This is a genomic window from Enterococcus sp. AZ020, from assembly GCF_050499205.1.
GTDB lineage: Bacteria > Bacillota > Bacilli > Lactobacillales > Enterococcaceae > Enterococcus_L > Enterococcus_L dunnyi.
The window spans coordinates 2549537-2566469 of sequence record NZ_JBIPAT010000001.1 but is presented as its reverse complement, the minus strand read 5'-3'; the positions used below and the strand labels follow the sequence as shown (position 1 = coordinate 2566469).

Sequence of the window (16933 nt, the reverse complement as noted above, 5' to 3'; positions counted from 1 at the left end):
GCTCCTTTTCATTCTGCTATTATGACTACATCGACATCATTTTCCTCTAACTTCTGCATAAAGGCTTTCTCCAAAGGCTCGTCTGTGACCAATATATCTATATCAGCTAACGAACAAATCTTGAAAAAACCAGTAGTATTTATTTTTGTATGATCTGCAAGAGCAATGACTTTTTGACCTTGCGCAATCATTTGGCGTTTGACCAGCCCTTCTTCTTCTGTGTGGATAAAAAGACCTTCTTTAGAAATAGCAAAAATGCCTAAGATCGTATAATCGACCTGATATTCTTCGATCTTCTTTACAGTTTCAGCGCCATATAAAAAAAGTTGTTGTTTGTGAAGTTTGCCCGGCAGTATGCTGATTTGAGTTTTATCATATTTCGCTAAAAGCGTCGCATGGGTCAATGAATTAGTAATTGCGTACATTGTCTGATTGCTCAACTCTCTGATGACCGCTTCAATTGTCGTTGAGGAATCGAATAACACACTTGTATTATCTTTAATGAGCATTGCTGCTTTTTGCGCGATCTTTTCTTTGATTATGGTGAATTTACTTGAGCGCTCTTCATAATTCAAGATCAACGCCTCACGATTGGCAGCTATTGCGCCACCATGCGTTCTGCGAATAACATTTTGTTGTTCTAATTTGATCAAATCTCTTCTGATCGTGTCTTTTGACACATGAAGTTTGTCCGCTAACTGTTCAATCGTCGCACTTTTATGTTCATCAATGTGTTCTTTGATTTTCACTAGCCGTTCTTCCATCAGCATTATCATCACTTCCTTTATTTAAAGGTAACATCAAATGCATTGTTTTGCAATAATCTATTAAAATTAATAAAAAAAATGCAAATAAATGCATTCCATATCTTTTTTAACGTTTGATGCCAATCATAAAATGTATCACTTATCTAGTATTATAAATAAATAATAGTCATACATTCATTTCTCTAAGAACATTAAATTTTACTTAAAATTATGAGAATTGATTAATAACCCTTTACTTTATGATCTATCTGTCCAATAATGTAATCAAGCTATTATTCATAAAATAGTAGCTAGAAAAAGGAGGAATTTTTTAAAGGTATCGTAGCAGCAAGTTTAGCAATGAGTTTTTGTGCAGCAAGTTTAGGAACAGCAGTACATTCTGTCGACGCAGCAACTGTTGTTGAGTCAAACTACGCGAAAACAATCACTCTATTTAACAAAGCAGATCTATTAGAGTACACTGGTTTGTCTTTGACAAGTAAAAATGTAACTGAGGTATACAACGAATTGAAAAAGGCTGATACATGGGAAGCTGCAGGTTATAGTGCTTCTGAGGCAAGTGTGATCGCTCGTGATTTTGGTTTGTACTATTCTAAGTCGATCAACCTTTTGAAAAAAATGACTTATCAAGATGACTTGCATTTAAAAGTGATCTTAATTACAAAAGGCTATGTGAAAGCTGAGTTTGGTTTACAATCTTACTATGTTGGTGAAACACCAGAAACGCCAGAGGTTCCTGAAACACCTGAGGAACCAGAAACCCCTGAAACACCAGAAGCTCCTGAACAGTCTGATTTGAAAAAACTTGAAATAGAAGTAGATTACAAAAATGGTCAAGAAGTTGAGCTACAATACGAAGTAAAATCTAATGGAACAGTGAAAGCACAATATCAGGACAAATCAAAGAAAATTCAATTGCAAGGCAGCGCAGCACAAACAAAGATCGAAGGAATCATTGCAGGCTTGGATTTGAAAACAGCTAGTCAAAAAGAAGTAACTACTCATATCTTAAACAAACTAGGAAATGGTTCAAACTACAAACAATTCCAATTCCAAGGACAATTCAATGATAATACAAAAGTAAAATTTAAATTAAAATAATCAGTCGATGATATTGAGCCCTGGACAAAACTTAAAAACAGTTTTGTCCAGGGCTTTTATTCCGAATAAACACCGAGATAAAAGCAGTTTCTTCTTATTTCTCGAAGCTAGACACTTTTGTCTCAGCTTCATTATATATGCTACAATAAAAGATATCACTCAGTTCTGGAGGTATGACACATGAACGCTCACGATATTTTACATTTTTGGTTCGAAGAAACTGAACCCAGCCAGTGGTTCAAAAAGGATTTGGCTTTTGATGCGTTGATCAAAGAACGGTTTTCTGCTATTCACGAACAGGTAGCTCAAGGAGAAAAATCAGACTGGCGAAAAACCATTCACGGGCGTTTAGCTGAGATCATTGTTTTAGATCAGTTTTCCCGCAATTTGTTTAGAGAGCAGCCTCAATCTTTTGCTTATGACGAAATGGCGCTTGTTTTAGCTCAAGAAGCAATGACTTCAGGCAAACTAGATGAGTTGACTACTCAAGAACGCAGCTTTCTCTATATGCCTTTGATGCATTCTGAATCTTTGGTGATTCATGAAGAAGCAGTCAAACGCTTTGCAGAAAAAGGAATGGAACAAAATTTTGATTTTGAACAGAAACACCGTGACATTTTAGTCCGATTTGGTCGCTATCCGCATCGAAACGACATTTTAGGTAGAACTTCTACGGCAGAAGAGATCGCCTTTTTAAAAGAACCAGGCTCGTCATTCTAGCAAATAACAAGACACTGAACGTAAAATACGTCAGTGTCTTGTTGATTATTCTGCTGTTAAAGCCGCCATCGTAATGTAGTTATAGGGCTGATTAAAATGCGGCAAAAAGAAAATATCTAATAATTTTAATTCATCGATCGTTACATTTTGCTCGATCGCTAATGAAAATAAATGGATCCCCATTGAAATCTCTGCTCGTGAACACATTTGTGCTCCGATGATCCTACGTGAGCTTTTTTCATAGACAATTCGGATTTTCACTTGAGCATTATCAGCCATAAATCCAGGTTTTTGCAAATCTTCATAATCTGTATGCAATACGTCGATTCCATTTTTTTTCGCAGCCTCTACTGAAAGTCCTGTTGACACCATATTCAGTCCAAATATCGAGATCCCGTTTGAGCCTTGAACACCTGAAGAAGCAAGCTTGGTTCCACCAATATTATGGCCTGCAACCAAGCCTGTTCTGACAGCATTTGTTGCCAATGCAATATAGCTGATCTTCTTAAGTGCGTTTGAATAGATCGTGGCACAATCTCCAACAGCATACACAGAAGGATCACTCGTTTGTTGATATTCGTCTACTACGTAAGCGCCATTATGAAATAACTCTAAATGCTCTTTTCCAAGTTCATTGTTTGGCAAAAAACCGATCGCATTGATCACTAGGTCAACGTTGTAGCATCCTTTATTCGTTACGATCGCTTCAACAGCCTTCCTTCCTCTGTATTCTTTTGCTAACTCACCAAAATGCAGCTCAATGCCATTTTCTGACAAATTTTTATCCATTTTTTCGGTAAATTCTCTGTCATAGTAGCTAGGAAGTGAACGGTCAGCTCCGTCAAAAAGTAGAACGTGTTTCCCTCTGCGTTTTGCCGCTTCAGCAATTTCTACACCAATATAACCGGCACCGATCACCGCAACTGTTTTGATATTTGGTTCTGACATTCGTTTATCTACTGCCTGACCATCTTGGAATCGTTTTAAAAAATGGATATTTTCTAAATCAGCTCCTGGAATATTTGGTGCGATCGGTTTAGAACCTGTCGCTAAAACCAGCGTATCATAACTTTCACAAAAACGTTCTCCTGTACTGGACTGACATTGAATGTTCTTTTGTTGAAAATCGATCTTCTCTACAGTTGTTTCGGTATAGATTTTAGCTCCTTTCGCTTCAAAGTCTTCTTTCTTTGTATAAAATAGCCCTTCATAAGAATCGATTTGTCGACCGACCCAAAGCGCTGTGCCGCAGCCTAAATAGCTAAGATTAGAATTTTTTTCGATCATCACTACTTCTTGGTTTGGGTACTGATCCAGCAATGTATTTGCCGCTGCGATTCCTGCATGATTTGAACCAATGATCACTGTTTTATTCATTTTTTCCTCCCTTTCCCGTTACTGCTAAATAAAAAGGTGAGGCACAATTGACTTCTATGCTTCACCTTTTCAACTTTATGGATTATGCTTCTGTCGGTAAAATATTTTCTACTTCTGAATGCGGACGCGGAATCACGTGAACAGATAATAGCTCACCAACACGCTGAGCAGCGGCAGCGCCAGCATCCGTCGCCGCTTTAACAGCACCTACATCCCCACGTACCATCACTGTCACGATTCCGCCACCAACTAATTCTTTTCCTACTAGTGAAACATTTGCAGCCTTGACCATTGCATCAGCCGCCTCAATAGAACCAATTAGTCCTTTTGTTTCGATCATTCCTAAAGCATCAGATTTCATTATAATTTCCTCCTAAAGATATATATTAATTTTTTTGGATAACAATCGTTGCGCCGGGTTTTACCCCAAGAGCATTTGCTTCTTCTGTATCGATATGACACTCTAAGCCAGAATTTTCAACCGCTCGAATAATAACATTGCTCAGTGTTCCGCCACGCTCGCCAGTAAAGGTGATCGTTACAGCTTCACCATCACGTACACCTAAACGCACAGCATCAGCTGGCAGCATATGGATGTGTCGCTTTGCTACAACAACACCTTCGGTCAATTCAACTGAACCATGCGGTCCAATCAATGTGATGCCAGCCGTTCCAGCCAAGTCACCAGACAAGCGCAAAGGAGCTTTGACACCAACTTTGAACGAATCACTTTGTAAAATTTCGACTTGTGTCTGTTTTCTGACCGGTCCTAAAATTCGGACATTTTCGATCATCCCCTTAGGACCGCAGATCATTAGTGTCTCTTTACACGCATACTGCCCTGGCTGAGATAGGTCTTTTAATTTGGTCAATTGGTATCCTTGACCAAATAGTTTATCCACGTCTTTTTGCGATAAATGGATATGGCGGTTGGAAATCCCTAAAGGAATTGCATTGCTGTTAGAGGTTGTTTCTTTTAGTCCGCCTTCTGCCAGTTTCTCTAGTATTAGGCCTAATAACTCTTCATAATTATTCATTGATTCAGCTCATTTCTTTATTGATTCATCCCAGCCAACACTTGACGAACAACTTTGGCTAATGTTTCTAGATCATCATTAGCTATCTGACTTCCTCCAGTCACCTTTGTATCCGGTACAGAAGTTGTTGGACAAGTCTGATCATCAATTGTTTTTTCAAACGTAAAGGTTGGATCGTTTTCAATCAAAGTAGTGACATCTTTTAAGCCGTACGCTACTTTTTTGATATTTAATAGGTGTTTCGGTCCAACATTTTCTGAGACTGAACTACCGCCAAATGTTCCACAACCTAAGGTAAAGGATATCGGCAAGCCAGTGCTGATCCCTGTACCGCCTTGACTGCCGCCAGTATTGACTAAGATTCTTGAAGCCGGTTTTGCTGCAAATTTCATCACAATATCACGGTCATTCGTATGGATACTCATGGTATGTCCAATACCATTTTGTAATAGCTCGATACTCAAGTGACAAGCTTCTTCCCAGTCATTGACCACATAAAATGCCAATACCGTTGTCAGCTTCTCAAAAGATAACGGATAGCCGGCACCTACGCCGTCTTGTGCACCGATCAAAACTTTTGTATCCACTGGAATTGTTATTCCAGCTGCTTCAGCAATCACATCGGCAGAACGCCCGACAAATTTAGCATTCATTGCATATCCATTTTTGAATAACAGCTGACAAACCTTATCTGTTTCCTCTTTAGACATAAAATAGCCGCCCTGAGCTTTTAGTTCGCGAATAACTGCTTCTTTATTGCCTTCTTCACAAATGATCGATTGCTCAGAGGCACAAATCGTTCCGTTGTCAAAGGTTTTTGATGCCATGATTTTTGCGACAGCGCTTTTTACATCAGCTGTTCGTTCAATATAGGCCGGCGAATTTCCCGCGCCGACACCTAAAGCAGGCTTGCCAGAACTGTACGCTGCTTTGACCATACCTGGACCGCCAGTGGCAATGATCAAACTTACCTCTGGAGCATGTAGTAATTCATTGGTTCCAGCCATTGTTGGAATCGCTGAACAGCTGATGATCCCTTCTGGTGCACCAGCAGCAACAGCTGCACGATTCAACATTTCTGCTGTTTTTTTCGTACACTCAAGAGCCGCTGGATGTGGTGAAAAGACGATCGCATTTCTTGATTTGATCGCGATCATTGCTTTAAAGATCACAGTAGATGTTGGATTGGTTGAGGGAATGATCCCCAAAACTAAGCCAACAGGTTCAGCAACATCAAAGGTCCCTTTAGCCGGATCTTCGGCAACAATGCCGACTGTCTTTTCATTTTTGATTTCTTCATAAAGTAAGGTTGATGCCGCATGATTTTTATACGTTTTGTCTAATACTTTTCCAAAACCAGTTTCTTTAACTGCCCGCTCAGCTAAACAAGCTGCGTGCTTGCTTGCCGTTTCTTTCATATTACATAAAATTTTATCGATTTGTTCTTCCGAGAAAGTCGCGATTTGTTCTGCAGCGATTTGACCTTTGCGGGCTAAATCGCGCGCTTCTTGGACAGAACGTAAATCTTTGTCAAAAGTTTCCATTCCTGATCCTCTATTCATTTGTTATTAAAAAGTCAATCAACGCTGCAATCAGTGTTTCTTTACTGGTGCGGTAGATTTCTTTTTTTGCAATGCTAAAGTTGGTTTGCTCTTTCGCTAATTTTCTTAAATCAACGACCTTCATTTGACTAAGCTCTTGTAGCAGCGATTCTTTTTTATCGACTTCATTTGTTTCTATGTCATAAGCTTCTTCGATAGGTTCTGCCTCAATGACTTCGATCACATCGACAGTTTCAGTGATCGGCTCTTCGAGCATTTTCGTTTGGATAAACTGTTCAGGAGCAATTTCCGGACGGGCAATCACATGCGTACCCGCTAACAAACCTGGTCCTAAACGCTCCACACTTGCTGCAGCTGCTTGAACAGCTGTGGTAACTGCCGCTACATCCCCTGTGATCAGCACAGTATTCAACCCACCACCGACTTTATTTTTACCTAGAAGTTGTACTTCTGATGATTTAAGCATGACATCAGCTGCTTCGATCATCGCAAGTAAGCCTCTTGTCTCAATCATTCCGATCGCTTGATTCATTCTTTACCAACACCTTTCGATTTTCCACAGAACATCGTGACCTTGTTTGGTGTAGACCAGCTGACTGCTTGATTCTCTGGAATGAAAATCGTATCCCCTTTAGTTGCTGTAAAAGTTGCTCCGCCGATCGTCAATTGAAGTTCGCCTTCAATGATGTAATTGAATGACTCCAGCGTTTGATCATCATAAAAGCAACTATCTTGTATTTCCATGATTCCGCAACTGAATCGACTTTCCGCTGGTGTGATCAATTCTTGATAACGAATTTTGGGATCATCTAGATTCAAAGGACTAAGCTTTACAGTAGAACCTTTGATGATCTTCAATCCACTGCTATGTTTTTCATATGAAAAAGGAACGTCTGAAAAACTATCGATTCCAGCATCATTTAATAATTGCCTTAATAAGGAGACCAATCCTTCTTTAGAAATCGTTTCACAGGCAGCTGGATTCATCGTTCTTACAGGTTTTGTTTGCATTTGAAATACAATGTTGTACTCTTCTGCTAAATCTTTTGCAGAAGGTGTAATAATTGTTTGTTTTGTTACTGTCAGACACTGTTTTCCCTCTTTATAAAGGGTTTCGATATCTTCTGCACAAATTAATTTTTTCATTTTGCCACACTCTCTTTTATACAGACTCACAACTTTCATCAATGATCCCGACAACAGCTGCATCGATCGGAATCAGGTCATCTTCCAGCATCCGTCTGGCAGCCGATCCTGTAGCGATAATCACGCGATCACCGATCCCGGCACCGATCACGTCGCAGACTACCATCCGTTCGCCATCTCTAGAACCGCCAGTGACTTGCGCCAGCATCAACTTTAAGCCATTTAATTTTTCTGATTTGCGCGTAGCCCAAATATTATCCATCAAGGTTGCAGTTACCATTGGCCATTCTTCTCTCTTCGTTTGATTTCTTCGATTGCAGCTGTGACCGAAGCGGTATCACCAAAAATTGCTAACAAGATCATATTCTGCGGACAGCTGCCCCGAATATCTTCGATCGTTACACCGACTGCTTTTTCAGCAACATCTGTGGCACAAATCATCTCAATCAATTTTCCTTGTACTAATCCGACTGCATCTGGTGTACCTAATTCTTCCTTTGAGCCCTTTCGGCGATTTAAAATCGCTAATGTATTTTCCCCTGGTGATTTGATAATGCGGCAATCCATGACCTTACCTCCTACTTTAATACTTCATCTGTACAACTTAAGGCAATTCCTAAAGGTGTTGCAAACATCGGATTGATTGGCTTGAATGTTGGGATGCCTGTCGTTTTTTCTATGATTGTTTCGATATTTTTCAGACAAGCTGTACCGCCAACCAGATAAATACCGTTGACAGTAAACCCGGAAGTTTGCTGTATAATGATCGATGAAATTTTTTCGATCACTGGTTTTAGGACTGGTAATAACTCATCATGGTGTTTAGCTTCTCGCTTATACTGCTCAGCTTCGTCAAAGGAAAATTTATATGCACCGGCCAAAACTAAAGATAGATGAGTACCACCAGTCGCCTCGTCTGCAACTTTGACCACTTTTCCTGCTTCGATGATCGAAATACCTGTTGTTCCTCCACCAATATCAACAACCGCTCCGTCAGCTATTTTCAGCAATTGATTGGCTGCTGTCGGCTCGTCCAGCAAGTTGGTCAGTTCAAAACCTGCACTTTGAACAACGTTTTTGATCGCACCACCATCTAATTCATCCGTTCCAGGAGGCAACGAAGCCGCTGCATAGACTAGTTCTGTTTTCAGTTGTTGTTCCAGCTCTGCTTTTAGCTCACTGACGATTTCAACTGCGCCAATGTAATCAACCACCATGCCATCTCGAACAACATCGGCATAGCGATACGCTCCCGCAACAGGCTGATACTGTTCATCTAAGACTGCTAATACAATACATGCTGTTCCCAGATCAACTCCTGTATAGTAAACGTTCGAAGGATGTTTTTTTGGTTTTTGGATCACTTTTTCAAAATCGGCAATAAATTGATTGCATTTCTTTAGCATTTGTTTATTCATCGGCATCCCCTACTAGTTGTTTGACTAACACACTAAGTTCTTGAGCAACAGCTGTTAGCCCAGATTCGTATTGTGGATTTTCAATTGAAATCAGAGTAATGAGACCATAGATTTTCTTGAGTTTGATCAACAACAGACCTTGTTCACTAAAAATATGAATAGCATCAAATTGAAATAATGATGATTCCACTGATTCTATTGATTCTTCTGAGCCTGAACAGTCATTAGAAAAAACGGTCATGATTTTTTTTTGTAATACGAGTAACTTTTGTCCAAGTATTATTTGCTTTTCCTTAGCTAAAATAGCAGCTTCAAGTAATTCTGCAGAAAGAATCTCCTGGTAGGCGATCAAACTAGACCGTGTGTCTCTCTCTTTTTTTTCTTTTGCTGACTGTTTGTTTGTAAGAACCAATTCGATTCGTTTATCCTGCAAAAATTGCTTTGCTCCTGGTGTTAATCGCTCTGTTTCTGCCAATGTCATATGTGTAAAAGGCTCCTTGCGGAAATGGGTTCGTAATTCACTTTCAGTAATAAAGTGCATCAATAACCACCTCTTAACAGCCTCTGATAAATCGATTCTAGTTCTGCTTTTTTCGGTGTTCTTGGGTTAGTCAGCGTACATTTATCTTCTAAAGCTTTCTCAGCCATTTCAGGAATCGCCGTAATAAATTCTTCTGGATCGATCCCGCATTCATTGATGGTCTTTGGAATACCCATTTGTTTAAACTGACGCTGAATCCCTGTATTCATCGCATGAACGGTTGCCTTTGAGGTCCCAGCTTTAAAGCCTAAAAGCTCCGCTATATTTTTATAAATCAGTAACAGCGGAATTTCTTTTTCTATCTCTAGACCGGCATTGTAACTGATCACATGAGGCAGTAGCATCGCATTCGCTCGACCATGCGGAATATGGAAACGACCGCCTAGAGCATGTGCTAAGCTATGACAAATTCCTAAAGAAGCTTCGCTGAATGCGATTCCAGCTAGGCATGAAGCATTATGGATTTTTTCACGCAGCATACTATTTTCGCCATCATTAAAAACTGAAACCAAGTCATTCCAAATGATTTTCATTGCTTTTTCAGCACAAGCATCGGTAAAGTCAGTAGCATTTGTTGAAGCTAAAGCTTCCATACAATGAGTAAAAACATCGATCCCTGTATCTGCTGTGACATTTTTGGGAACACTCATCGTTAACAGGGGATCTAATATTGCATAATCAGGAATCATCTGATCATCGACCAAAGCATATTTGCTTTGTACAACAGGATCAGATATCACTGCAAAAGCGGTCACTTCACTACCCGTACCACTCGTTGTAGGAATACAGATCAACTGAACGGAGCTTTCTTTTTCAGCTGTGATATACATTTGTCGAATCACTTTTGCTGCATCCATCGCTGAGCCGCCGCCTAAAGCAATCATTCCATCAGGTTTTGACTTAATTGCTGCAATCAGCCCTTTCGTTACGACATCAATCGTTGGATCTGGAATGATTTCAGAAAAAATACTATAGCCAATCTTTTTTTCTTTCAGCAGCTTTCCAATTTTTTCAGCAGTTCCATTTTGTTCCATAAATGGATCACAGATGATCAAGACTTTCTTTAAGGATAGTGCTTGTAGTTCTGCTAAACTTCCTGCTCCTGTAATGATTTTGGTCGGCATTTTAAATTGATTAAACAAAAAATAGCCTCCTTTCTTACTTATTTCATGTTCAAATACTTTTCAACGGTTAATAAATCGTTTTTATCAGTCAAATCAACTTGAATGTGTCTTCTTTTGATCCCTATTTCTTTTAATGATCGCTGTGCTTTTAGTACTCTTTCTTCGGAGTAGTCGCTAGTTTTATAAGTAATGACACCCGCTAACGGTATTCTAAAAACTTGAGCAAAATTAGGTGGATAACTTTTTTTCATACTCTGAATAGGTAATAGAAACAAGGCTTGATGAGCTTCTTGCTGCAATGCAATGATATGTTTATGCATCCAAGGACTCTCAAGATACTGACTTGGAACAATGATCGTTTTTTGGGTATAAAGTAGATTAGCAACTTTCCGAATCGGCTTGTCTGTTTGCTCGACTGCTTGGGCAATGATACGACTGCCGCTTCCCTTTGGGCCTATGATCAACAAACGTTTATTCATGTCTTTGTGACCTGAACAACTTCATAATCCAGCCGTTCTTTTAAAATAGTCACGACAGCCCCTAAAGCTACTTCTACACTTTGAACATCGCCCGTCAACAACACTGAACCAGTAAAGCGATCAAGGAAACCGACTGTTACGTCTGCACTTTTTCCAGCGATATCCGCAGCGATGATCGCTGTCTCAAATGGAGAAATGGTTAAGATACCGATTGCTCCCGTATCTTCGACGCCTAGTGACTCATATACTTCTGTGATCGGCGAAGCAATGACGTGAGCCAAGGTTACTTGCTTTCCTGGAACAGATTCTTCTATCACCCGCTGTGCATTACTTTCCAGCATCAGATCGCTTCCTTTCTCACTTTTCTAATGACGAACCACCTTCACCGGAAAATCATAGTCTTTGATCCAGCGTTCGATTTGATCCAGTTCAGGATCTGTCAACGAAGGATCTCCAGCAACAGGATATTCCATACCGAGTTGTCCGTATTTATTCACCCCTAATTTATGATAAGGTAGCAAATCGATCCCATGAAAATTAGGATAATCTTTATACGGCAGTAAAAATTCGATGATCGCCTGAATTTCTTGTTGGCTGTCATTAATCATTTTTAGTATCGGCATCCGAATTTGCACGTCATGCCCCAGTTCTAAAACTTCTTTTAAATTTGCCAAAATTTTTTCATTACTGATTCCAGTCAATTCATTGTGTCGGACAGGGTCCATATGTTTTAAATCAAACAAGAAAAGATCTACATATTCAGCGATTTTGAGCAATCGTTCCATTCTAGAATGTCCACAGGTTTCAATTGCTGTATTGATCCCATCCGCTTTACAAGCTTGTAGTAATGCAAGCGCTGCTTCTGGCTGAGCCGTACATTCACCTCCGCTAAGTGTCACACCGCCACCAGATTGTTCATAAAATTCATCATCTTCATGAACGATTTCCATGACTTCTGAAATCGATTTGATTTCACCTGTAATGTTCAAGGCAGCCATTGGACAGACATCTGAACAAGCGCGGCAGCCTGTGCAGGCGATATCCCGATTCACTTGATGATCGCCATTTTCATCCATATAATGAATCCCCACTGGACACACATCGACGCATGCTCGACAGTCACTACAAACACTTTTTTTATACATTACTTCAAACTTGCGCTCCAAACCTTCTGGATTCGCACACCACTGACAACGCAGTGGACAGCCTTTAAAAAATACGATCGTTCTAATGCCAGGACCGTCGTATAAGCTATATTTTTGTACATTAAAAATCATGACTTGTCTTTCTATTGTTTCCGTGCTTGGGTTATTCATTTTTCATCCTCCAGAGTTAAAACTTGGTCAACATTGTCCGGCTGATGATTTCATCCTGTACATCCTGACATAATTCAACGAAGAAGGCACTGTAGCCTGCTACTCGAACGATCAAATCACGATATTCTTCCGGATGTTTTTGTGCTTCCAACAATGTTTCATTATCTAAATAGTTAAACTGCATTTCGCCATTGCCCAGAACACTGGCAGTCTTCAATAACGTGATCAGACTTTCTTCCCCTTCAGGTGTACTTAACAAACCTGACATGATCTTGAAGTTGTGGACCATCCCCATATTCATCGTATCGTTCGCCATTTTTGAGATCGATTTGATGATCGCTGTCGGTCCTTTGAAATCGGCTCCTTGCGTCGGGCTGATTCCATCTGATAATGGAATCCACGCTTTACGTCCATTGGCAGAGGCACCAGTCATTTGACCTAGTGGGGTATTATTTGAGATCGATAATGTTCCGTGACACAATTCTGAATACAAGGTTTTGTATTGTCTGTGCTCTTTTTCTGTAAAATGAATCAAGTCTGCTGCGATCAAGTCAGCATAATCATCATCATTCCCATATTTAGGTGCATTTAAGCAGTCTGTACGAATTTGCTCGTAACCAACAAAATCAGCTTTCAATGCACGATTCAATTCTTCTAACGTATATTTTTTCTCATCGAAAACCAGTTTTTTGATGGCAGCCATTGAATCAGCGTAAGTTGCTAAGCCTGACCAGACAACTCCCGGACCAAAGTTATACATCGCACCACCGCTTGAAACATCTTTTCCACTTTCCATACAGCCTTCATACATCAATGACATCAACGGTTTAGGTGCTAAATCACGATGTACTCGTTGCGTGATGACGGTTGCTACCGATGACCATTTCGTGATGTATTTGATTTGCTCTTTGACTGCATCTTCAAACTGTTCAAATGTTTTGAAATTCGCTAAGTCGCCTGTATCAGGACAAACTTTTTTACCATACCATAGCGGTACGCCTTTATTTAGCACTAACTCGATACAAATCGGCCATTGCGTATAGGCAGTTGATGTCCATTGATATAAACGTCCAGATTTTTGCGGCTCTACACAGCCCATTAAACAATAATCTCGGGCATCTTCGATCGATACACCTTTAGCCAGCATCATTTTGATATGTGTATCATCAAAGTGACAAGCTGGGAACCCGATTCCTGCTCGAACAACATCAACGATTTTTTTCAAATATTCTCTCGGTGAGCGATTATGGATTCGGCAAGCCAAGGATGGTTGATAGACTTTGACATGGCGGACAGCATCCATCAATAAATAGGTCAACTCATTCGTCGCATCATGTCCTTCACGCGTCACACCGCCGACACACATATTGACAAATGGCTGATAGCCAGCAAAGAATTTAGAACCGCCTTCACTTGTGATCCACATCATTTCAGACATCTTGATCAGCATACAGCCTGCCAATTCAAAAGCTTCAAACTCATTCATTTTGCCTGTTGCTAAATCATTTTTGAAAAATGGATACATGTATTGATCCACGCGACCGATCGACATCCCTGTTTGATTTTCTTCAACGACTAATAATGACTCGATCGTCCAAACAGCCTGGATCGCTTCCCAGAAGGTTTCTGGTTTATGTGCAGGAACTTTTGCATTGACTTCAGAAATCTTTTGAAGCTCTGCTTTACGTTTAGGATCCGTTTCTCTTTGTGCTAACTGTGCTGCGTACTCTGACATTCTGCGTGCATAGATCATGACACCCTCTGCTGTCTCAATGATAGATTTATAAAAATAAATTTTTTCGATATCGTCTGGGTTTTCATAATCCATTTTTTCAAGCTGTTCTTGCGCTTCCTTTTGAATATCCAGCATCCCTTTTTTCATCAAGATCACGTCATACCCTGGATTTGAGTCACCACCGCCATTTAATTGATGGTAGGAACAATCAGAGACAAAAGACTCTCCTGATAGTTCCCAAACTCCTGCTTCACGAAACTGATCTTCACAATATTCGTCGATCGATTTTCCTTTCCAGAATGGAAATAGTTCTTCTCTCATGATTTTCTTGTCTTCATCAGAAATGAAAAATGGATCTTGCGGACGGCTGGAAATCGTTTCGATTTCTTCTTCCATCCAGCGCCATGCGATGTCTGGTGAAAATGAACCCGCACGAGGAGCACCATTAGGAGCACCAACGATCAGTTCATTGTCCTGGATCACTAAAGGTGCTGTTTCGCAGCAGCGTTTGAATGATTTTGCTCTTAAAATATTCTTAGGCATTCCCGGATTTTCTTTAGCGATCTCAGTGATCACTCTTGCTCTATGTGTAGTGATCGTCGGCACTTGCTTTAAGTAGTTTTCTTTTAGTGCCTCTAAACGAGGTGTGATTCCTGCTGGGATCGTCGTTTGACCAGCAGATGCAAATCCACCGCTCGTTGAGCTTGGAGTATTTAAGTCATCTGAAACGGTTGCAAACATCTTCATTAAAGCTGTTTGTTCTTCCGGACTTAATTCTTTTGTTGCTTCAGCTAATTTTGCTGAAAACTCTTTGATATCCATTTTATTCCCTCACTTTACGCCATTTTATTTTTCCAATATTTTCCTCAATACTTTTTCTAATAATTGTTTATCAACAGATTCTGCTGTTACTGTTGACTCAGCGATCTGAATCGGATAACTGATTTGCCGTTTGTAAGTTAAATCAGCTGCTGTGATATTTTTAGCACTGATCCCTCGCCCTGTCGTAAACCCGCCTAAGATAACTGATAACGGTAAGTTAGAGTTCAGCCCAAGACTGGCAAATCCAGCTGGTGCATTGACAATCATTCGCCCGACAGGTTTTTTTAAAGCAAATTCATTTAAAATTGTCGTATTTTGGGAATGAATCGCTAAAGAGTGACCATGATTTTTCTCTTTCAATAGACGAATAGATTTTTCACAAGCATGGATCCAATCTGGTTCCAAATAAAAGGCTAAAACTGGACATTTCATTTCATTAGTAAACGGGTCTTCTTCATGAAGGTATTGTTGTTCCGAAACTAACACTTTGATTTGTGAGTCAACAGAGAAGCCAGCTTTTTGTGCTAACCAAAATGCACTTTTCCCAATGCACTCTGGATTGATCTGATTCTCTTTTGGCTGAAGTAAATGTAAAAGTTTAAGCTCTTCTTCTTTAGATAAAAAATGAGCACCTGATTGTTTCATCTTCGTTTTTACTTCTGAGGCGATCACACTTTCAGCAATCAAATATTGTTCTGCACCAGGTAATAAGCCGCCATCAAAAGAACGACTTTGAATAATCGCGTTCACAGCTGTTTGGATCGGAGCTGAGCGTTCGATAAAAACAGGTGTTGCGCCCGAACTGCCATAAATAATTGGTTTTTGGTTGGTGGTCGCGTTTGTATATTTTGAATTTCCGATAACCAAAATCATCGCAGTATCTTGATGGTTCAACACTTCTTGTACACTATTTTCCGTCACTTGCTCTAAACAAGTTAAACAGCCTTTTGGTAAACCGTTTGATTCACAAATTTGCTTCACTTTTCTGACGATCTGATACGTTGTCTTACATGCATTCGAATGAGGAATCACCACTAGTGCATTTCCTGATTTAATACCGATGATCAAGCTATATAATGTATTTAATACAACATTTTCATTTGATAAAATGACAGGAATCACACCGACTGGTACACCCACTTGTAAAATATTCCCCGCAGAATCTTTCGCAAGTGCTCCAATACATTGTTGTTTTGGCAAATCTTCAGTCAACGCTTCTAGAAATTGATTGATCAATGCTTCCTTATCTTTTGAATTACCTAAATTTGTTTCATTCATTTCAGATGCTACGAACTTACTGATTTCAGGTTTTATTTGTTCCAGTAGCTGTTTGAGGATTTGATCAAAATGCTTTTGTCCGTAATCTTTGATCAAATAATGTGCATCTCTGGCTGTTTCCACTAAAATTCGCGCTTCTTGTATCGATAGCAGATCCTTATCTATTTGTTGCATCTAAACTGCATCTCCCTCCTCTTCAGTTAAAAGGTTATTTAGCTGATAACGGTTGATTATTTTGTTCAAATCGATATGCGGACCAGCGATCACAACTGAGCTGTATACCTCCGCACCTAAGTTTTCTACTGCTTTGATCCCTGCATCAACAGCAGATTGACAAGCAGCTACATCTCCTTGCACAATGACTGAAATATAGCCGGATGCGACATTCTCATAACCAACTAATTCAACATCCGCCGCTTTACACATCGCATCACACGCTTCTAAGACAAACACTAAGCCAAAAGTTTCAATGGCTCCAATCGCTTCAAAGGTTTTCATTTATTTCCCCCT

Annotated in this window: 20 protein-coding genes; 2 read left to right on the top strand and 18 right to left on the bottom strand. The window is 39.9% G+C overall.

What is annotated here, in order from left to right:
• Positions 1-8: 8 nt before the first annotated feature.
• Positions 9-770, bottom strand: a complete 762-nt coding sequence (locus tag IGI58_RS12320) for a DeoR/GlpR family DNA-binding transcription regulator (protein ID WP_429953175.1) — start codon at positions 768-770, stop codon at positions 9-11.
• Between the two features lie 336 nt (positions 771-1106).
• Between IGI58_RS12320 and IGI58_RS12315 the strand changes: the two genes are divergently transcribed.
• The gene (locus IGI58_RS12315; RefSeq protein WP_429953177.1) at positions 1107-1868 is read left to right on the top strand and encodes a YusW family protein; all 762 of its coding nucleotides are present in this window, start codon (positions 1107-1109) and stop codon (positions 1866-1868) included.
• A 180-nt stretch (positions 1869-2048) separates the two neighbouring features.
• Positions 2049-2588, top strand: a complete 540-nt coding sequence (locus IGI58_RS12310) for a DUF924 family protein (RefSeq protein WP_429953178.1) — start codon at positions 2049-2051, stop codon at positions 2586-2588.
• A gap of 45 nt (positions 2589-2633) precedes the next feature.
• Here IGI58_RS12310 and nox read toward each other — a convergent pair whose 3' ends face one another.
• From nox to IGI58_RS12225, 17 genes are all read right to left on the bottom strand, one after another.
• Positions 2634-3965, bottom strand: coding sequence for a H2O-forming NADH oxidase (nox, locus tag IGI58_RS12305; RefSeq protein ID WP_429953179.1), 1332 nt, complete (start codon positions 3963-3965; stop codon positions 2634-2636).
• Positions 3966-4047: 82 nt separating this feature from the next.
• On the bottom strand, positions 4048-4326 hold the full coding sequence (gene eutM, locus IGI58_RS12300; RefSeq protein WP_069662185.1) for an ethanolamine utilization microcompartment protein EutM: 279 nt from the start codon (positions 4324-4326) through the stop codon (positions 4048-4050).
• Between the two features lie 25 nt (positions 4327-4351).
• Positions 4352-5002, bottom strand: coding sequence for a phosphate propanoyltransferase (locus tag IGI58_RS12295; RefSeq protein WP_429953180.1), 651 nt, complete (start codon positions 5000-5002; stop codon positions 4352-4354).
• A gap of 17 nt (positions 5003-5019) precedes the next feature.
• Positions 5020-6546 (bottom strand): acetaldehyde dehydrogenase (acetylating), encoded by a 1527-nt coding sequence (locus IGI58_RS12290; protein ID WP_429953181.1) that lies wholly within the window; start codon positions 6544-6546, stop codon positions 5020-5022.
• 10 nt (positions 6547-6556) lie between these two features.
• Positions 6557-7096, bottom strand: coding sequence for a BMC domain-containing protein (locus IGI58_RS12285; RefSeq protein WP_429953182.1), 540 nt, complete (start codon positions 7094-7096; stop codon positions 6557-6559).
• A complete protein-coding gene (locus IGI58_RS12280; protein ID WP_429953183.1) occupies positions 7093-7710 on the bottom strand; it encodes a cupin domain-containing protein in 618 nt (205 codons plus the stop codon). The genes IGI58_RS12285 and IGI58_RS12280 overlap by 4 nt, the downstream gene beginning before the upstream one ends.
• 16 nt (positions 7711-7726) lie before the next feature.
• Positions 7727-7990 carry a EutN/CcmL family microcompartment protein gene (locus IGI58_RS12275; protein WP_087639304.1) on the bottom strand — a complete coding sequence of 88 codons (264 nt, stop codon included), beginning with the start codon at positions 7988-7990 and terminating at the stop codon, positions 7727-7729.
• On the bottom strand, positions 7984-8277 hold the full coding sequence (locus IGI58_RS12270; protein WP_087639303.1) for a BMC domain-containing protein: 294 nt from the start codon (positions 8275-8277) through the stop codon (positions 7984-7986). Before IGI58_RS12270 ends, IGI58_RS12275 begins: the two co-directional genes overlap by 7 nt.
• An 11-nt stretch (positions 8278-8288) precedes the next feature.
• On the bottom strand, positions 8289-9128 hold the full coding sequence (gene eutJ / locus IGI58_RS12265; protein ID WP_429953184.1) for an ethanolamine utilization protein EutJ: 840 nt from the start codon (positions 9126-9128) through the stop codon (positions 8289-8291).
• Complete coding sequence (locus IGI58_RS12260; protein WP_429953185.1) at positions 9121-9669, bottom strand: hypothetical protein; 549 nt, start codon at positions 9667-9669, stop codon at positions 9121-9123. Before IGI58_RS12260 ends, eutJ begins: the two co-directional genes overlap by 8 nt.
• Positions 9669-10811 (bottom strand): 1-propanol dehydrogenase PduQ, encoded by a 1143-nt coding sequence (locus tag IGI58_RS12255; RefSeq protein WP_429953186.1) that lies wholly within the window; start codon positions 10809-10811, stop codon positions 9669-9671. The genes IGI58_RS12260 and IGI58_RS12255 overlap by 1 nt, the downstream gene beginning before the upstream one ends.
• A gap of 20 nt (positions 10812-10831) precedes the next feature.
• A complete protein-coding gene (locus IGI58_RS12250; protein ID WP_429953188.1) occupies positions 10832-11272 on the bottom strand; it encodes a EutP/PduV family microcompartment system protein in 441 nt (146 codons plus the stop codon).
• The gene (locus tag IGI58_RS12245) at positions 11269-11613 is read right to left on the bottom strand and encodes a BMC domain-containing protein (RefSeq protein ID WP_088271441.1); all 345 of its coding nucleotides are present in this window, start codon (positions 11611-11613) and stop codon (positions 11269-11271) included. The genes IGI58_RS12250 and IGI58_RS12245 overlap by 4 nt, the downstream gene beginning before the upstream one ends.
• A 24-nt stretch (positions 11614-11637) precedes the next feature.
• Entirely contained in the window at positions 11638-12588 is a 951-nt protein-coding gene (cutD, locus tag IGI58_RS12240; protein ID WP_429953189.1) for a choline TMA-lyase-activating enzyme, read from the bottom strand.
• Between the two features lie 16 nt (positions 12589-12604).
• Entirely contained in the window at positions 12605-15145 is a 2541-nt protein-coding gene (gene cutC / locus IGI58_RS12235) for a choline trimethylamine-lyase (RefSeq protein WP_429953190.1), read from the bottom strand.
• 24 nt (positions 15146-15169) lie between these two features.
• The gene (locus IGI58_RS12230) at positions 15170-16597 is read right to left on the bottom strand and encodes an aldehyde dehydrogenase family protein (protein ID WP_429953191.1); all 1428 of its coding nucleotides are present in this window, start codon (positions 16595-16597) and stop codon (positions 15170-15172) included.
• The gene (locus IGI58_RS12225; protein WP_429953193.1) at positions 16598-16921 is read right to left on the bottom strand and encodes a BMC domain-containing protein; all 324 of its coding nucleotides are present in this window, start codon (positions 16919-16921) and stop codon (positions 16598-16600) included.
• Positions 16922-16933 lie beyond the last annotated feature (12 nt).

What these genes read in the sequence shown, in the direction of transcription:
- IGI58_RS12320 (WP_429953175.1), bottom strand. Translation starts at nt 770, where the DNA reads ATGCTGATGGAAGAACGGCTAGTGAAAATCAAAGAACACATTGATGAA.
- IGI58_RS12315 (WP_429953177.1), top strand. Translation starts at nt 1,107, where the DNA reads ATGAGTTTTTGTGCAGCAAGTTTAGGAACAGCAGTACATTCTGTCGAC.
- IGI58_RS12310 (WP_429953178.1), top strand. Translation starts at nt 2,049, where the DNA reads ATGAACGCTCACGATATTTTACATTTTTGGTTCGAAGAAACTGAACCC.
- nox (WP_429953179.1), bottom strand. Translation starts at nt 3,965, where the DNA reads ATGAATAAAACAGTGATCATTGGTTCAAATCATGCAGGAATCGCAGCG.
- eutM (WP_069662185.1), bottom strand. Translation starts at nt 4,326, where the DNA reads ATGAAATCTGATGCTTTAGGAATGATCGAAACAAAAGGACTAATTGGT.
- IGI58_RS12295 (WP_429953180.1), bottom strand. Translation starts at nt 5,002, where the DNA reads ATGAATAATTATGAAGAGTTATTAGGCCTAATACTAGAGAAACTGGCA.
- IGI58_RS12290 (WP_429953181.1), bottom strand. Translation starts at nt 6,546, where the DNA reads ATGGAAACTTTTGACAAAGATTTACGTTCTGTCCAAGAAGCGCGCGAT.
- IGI58_RS12285 (WP_429953182.1), bottom strand. Translation starts at nt 7,096, where the DNA reads ATGAATCAAGCGATCGGAATGATTGAGACAAGAGGCTTACTTGCGATG.
- IGI58_RS12280 (WP_429953183.1), bottom strand. Translation starts at nt 7,710, where the DNA reads ATGAAAAAATTAATTTGTGCAGAAGATATCGAAACCCTTTATAAAGAG.
- IGI58_RS12275 (WP_087639304.1), bottom strand. Translation starts at nt 7,990, where the DNA reads ATGGTAACTGCAACCTTGATGGATAATATTTGGGCTACGCGCAAATCA.
- IGI58_RS12270 (WP_087639303.1), bottom strand. Translation starts at nt 8,277, where the DNA reads ATGGATTGCCGCATTATCAAATCACCAGGGGAAAATACATTAGCGATT.
- eutJ (WP_429953184.1), bottom strand. Translation starts at nt 9,128, where the DNA reads ATGAATAAACAAATGCTAAAGAAATGCAATCAATTTATTGCCGATTTT.
- IGI58_RS12260 (WP_429953185.1), bottom strand. Translation starts at nt 9,669, where the DNA reads ATGCACTTTATTACTGAAAGTGAATTACGAACCCATTTCCGCAAGGAG.
- IGI58_RS12250 (WP_429953188.1), bottom strand. Translation starts at nt 11,272, where the DNA reads ATGAATAAACGTTTGTTGATCATAGGCCCAAAGGGAAGCGGCAGTCGT.
- IGI58_RS12245 (WP_088271441.1), bottom strand. Translation starts at nt 11,613, where the DNA reads ATGCTGGAAAGTAATGCACAGCGGGTGATAGAAGAATCTGTTCCAGGA.
- cutD (WP_429953189.1), bottom strand. Translation starts at nt 12,588, where the DNA reads ATGAATAACCCAAGCACGGAAACAATAGAAAGACAAGTCATGATTTTT.
- cutC (WP_429953190.1), bottom strand. Translation starts at nt 15,145, where the DNA reads ATGGATATCAAAGAGTTTTCAGCAAAATTAGCTGAAGCAACAAAAGAA.
- IGI58_RS12230 (WP_429953191.1), bottom strand. Translation starts at nt 16,597, where the DNA reads ATGCAACAAATAGATAAGGATCTGCTATCGATACAAGAAGCGCGAATT.
- IGI58_RS12225 (WP_429953193.1), bottom strand. Translation starts at nt 16,921, where the DNA reads ATGAAAACCTTTGAAGCGATTGGAGCCATTGAAACTTTTGGCTTAGTG.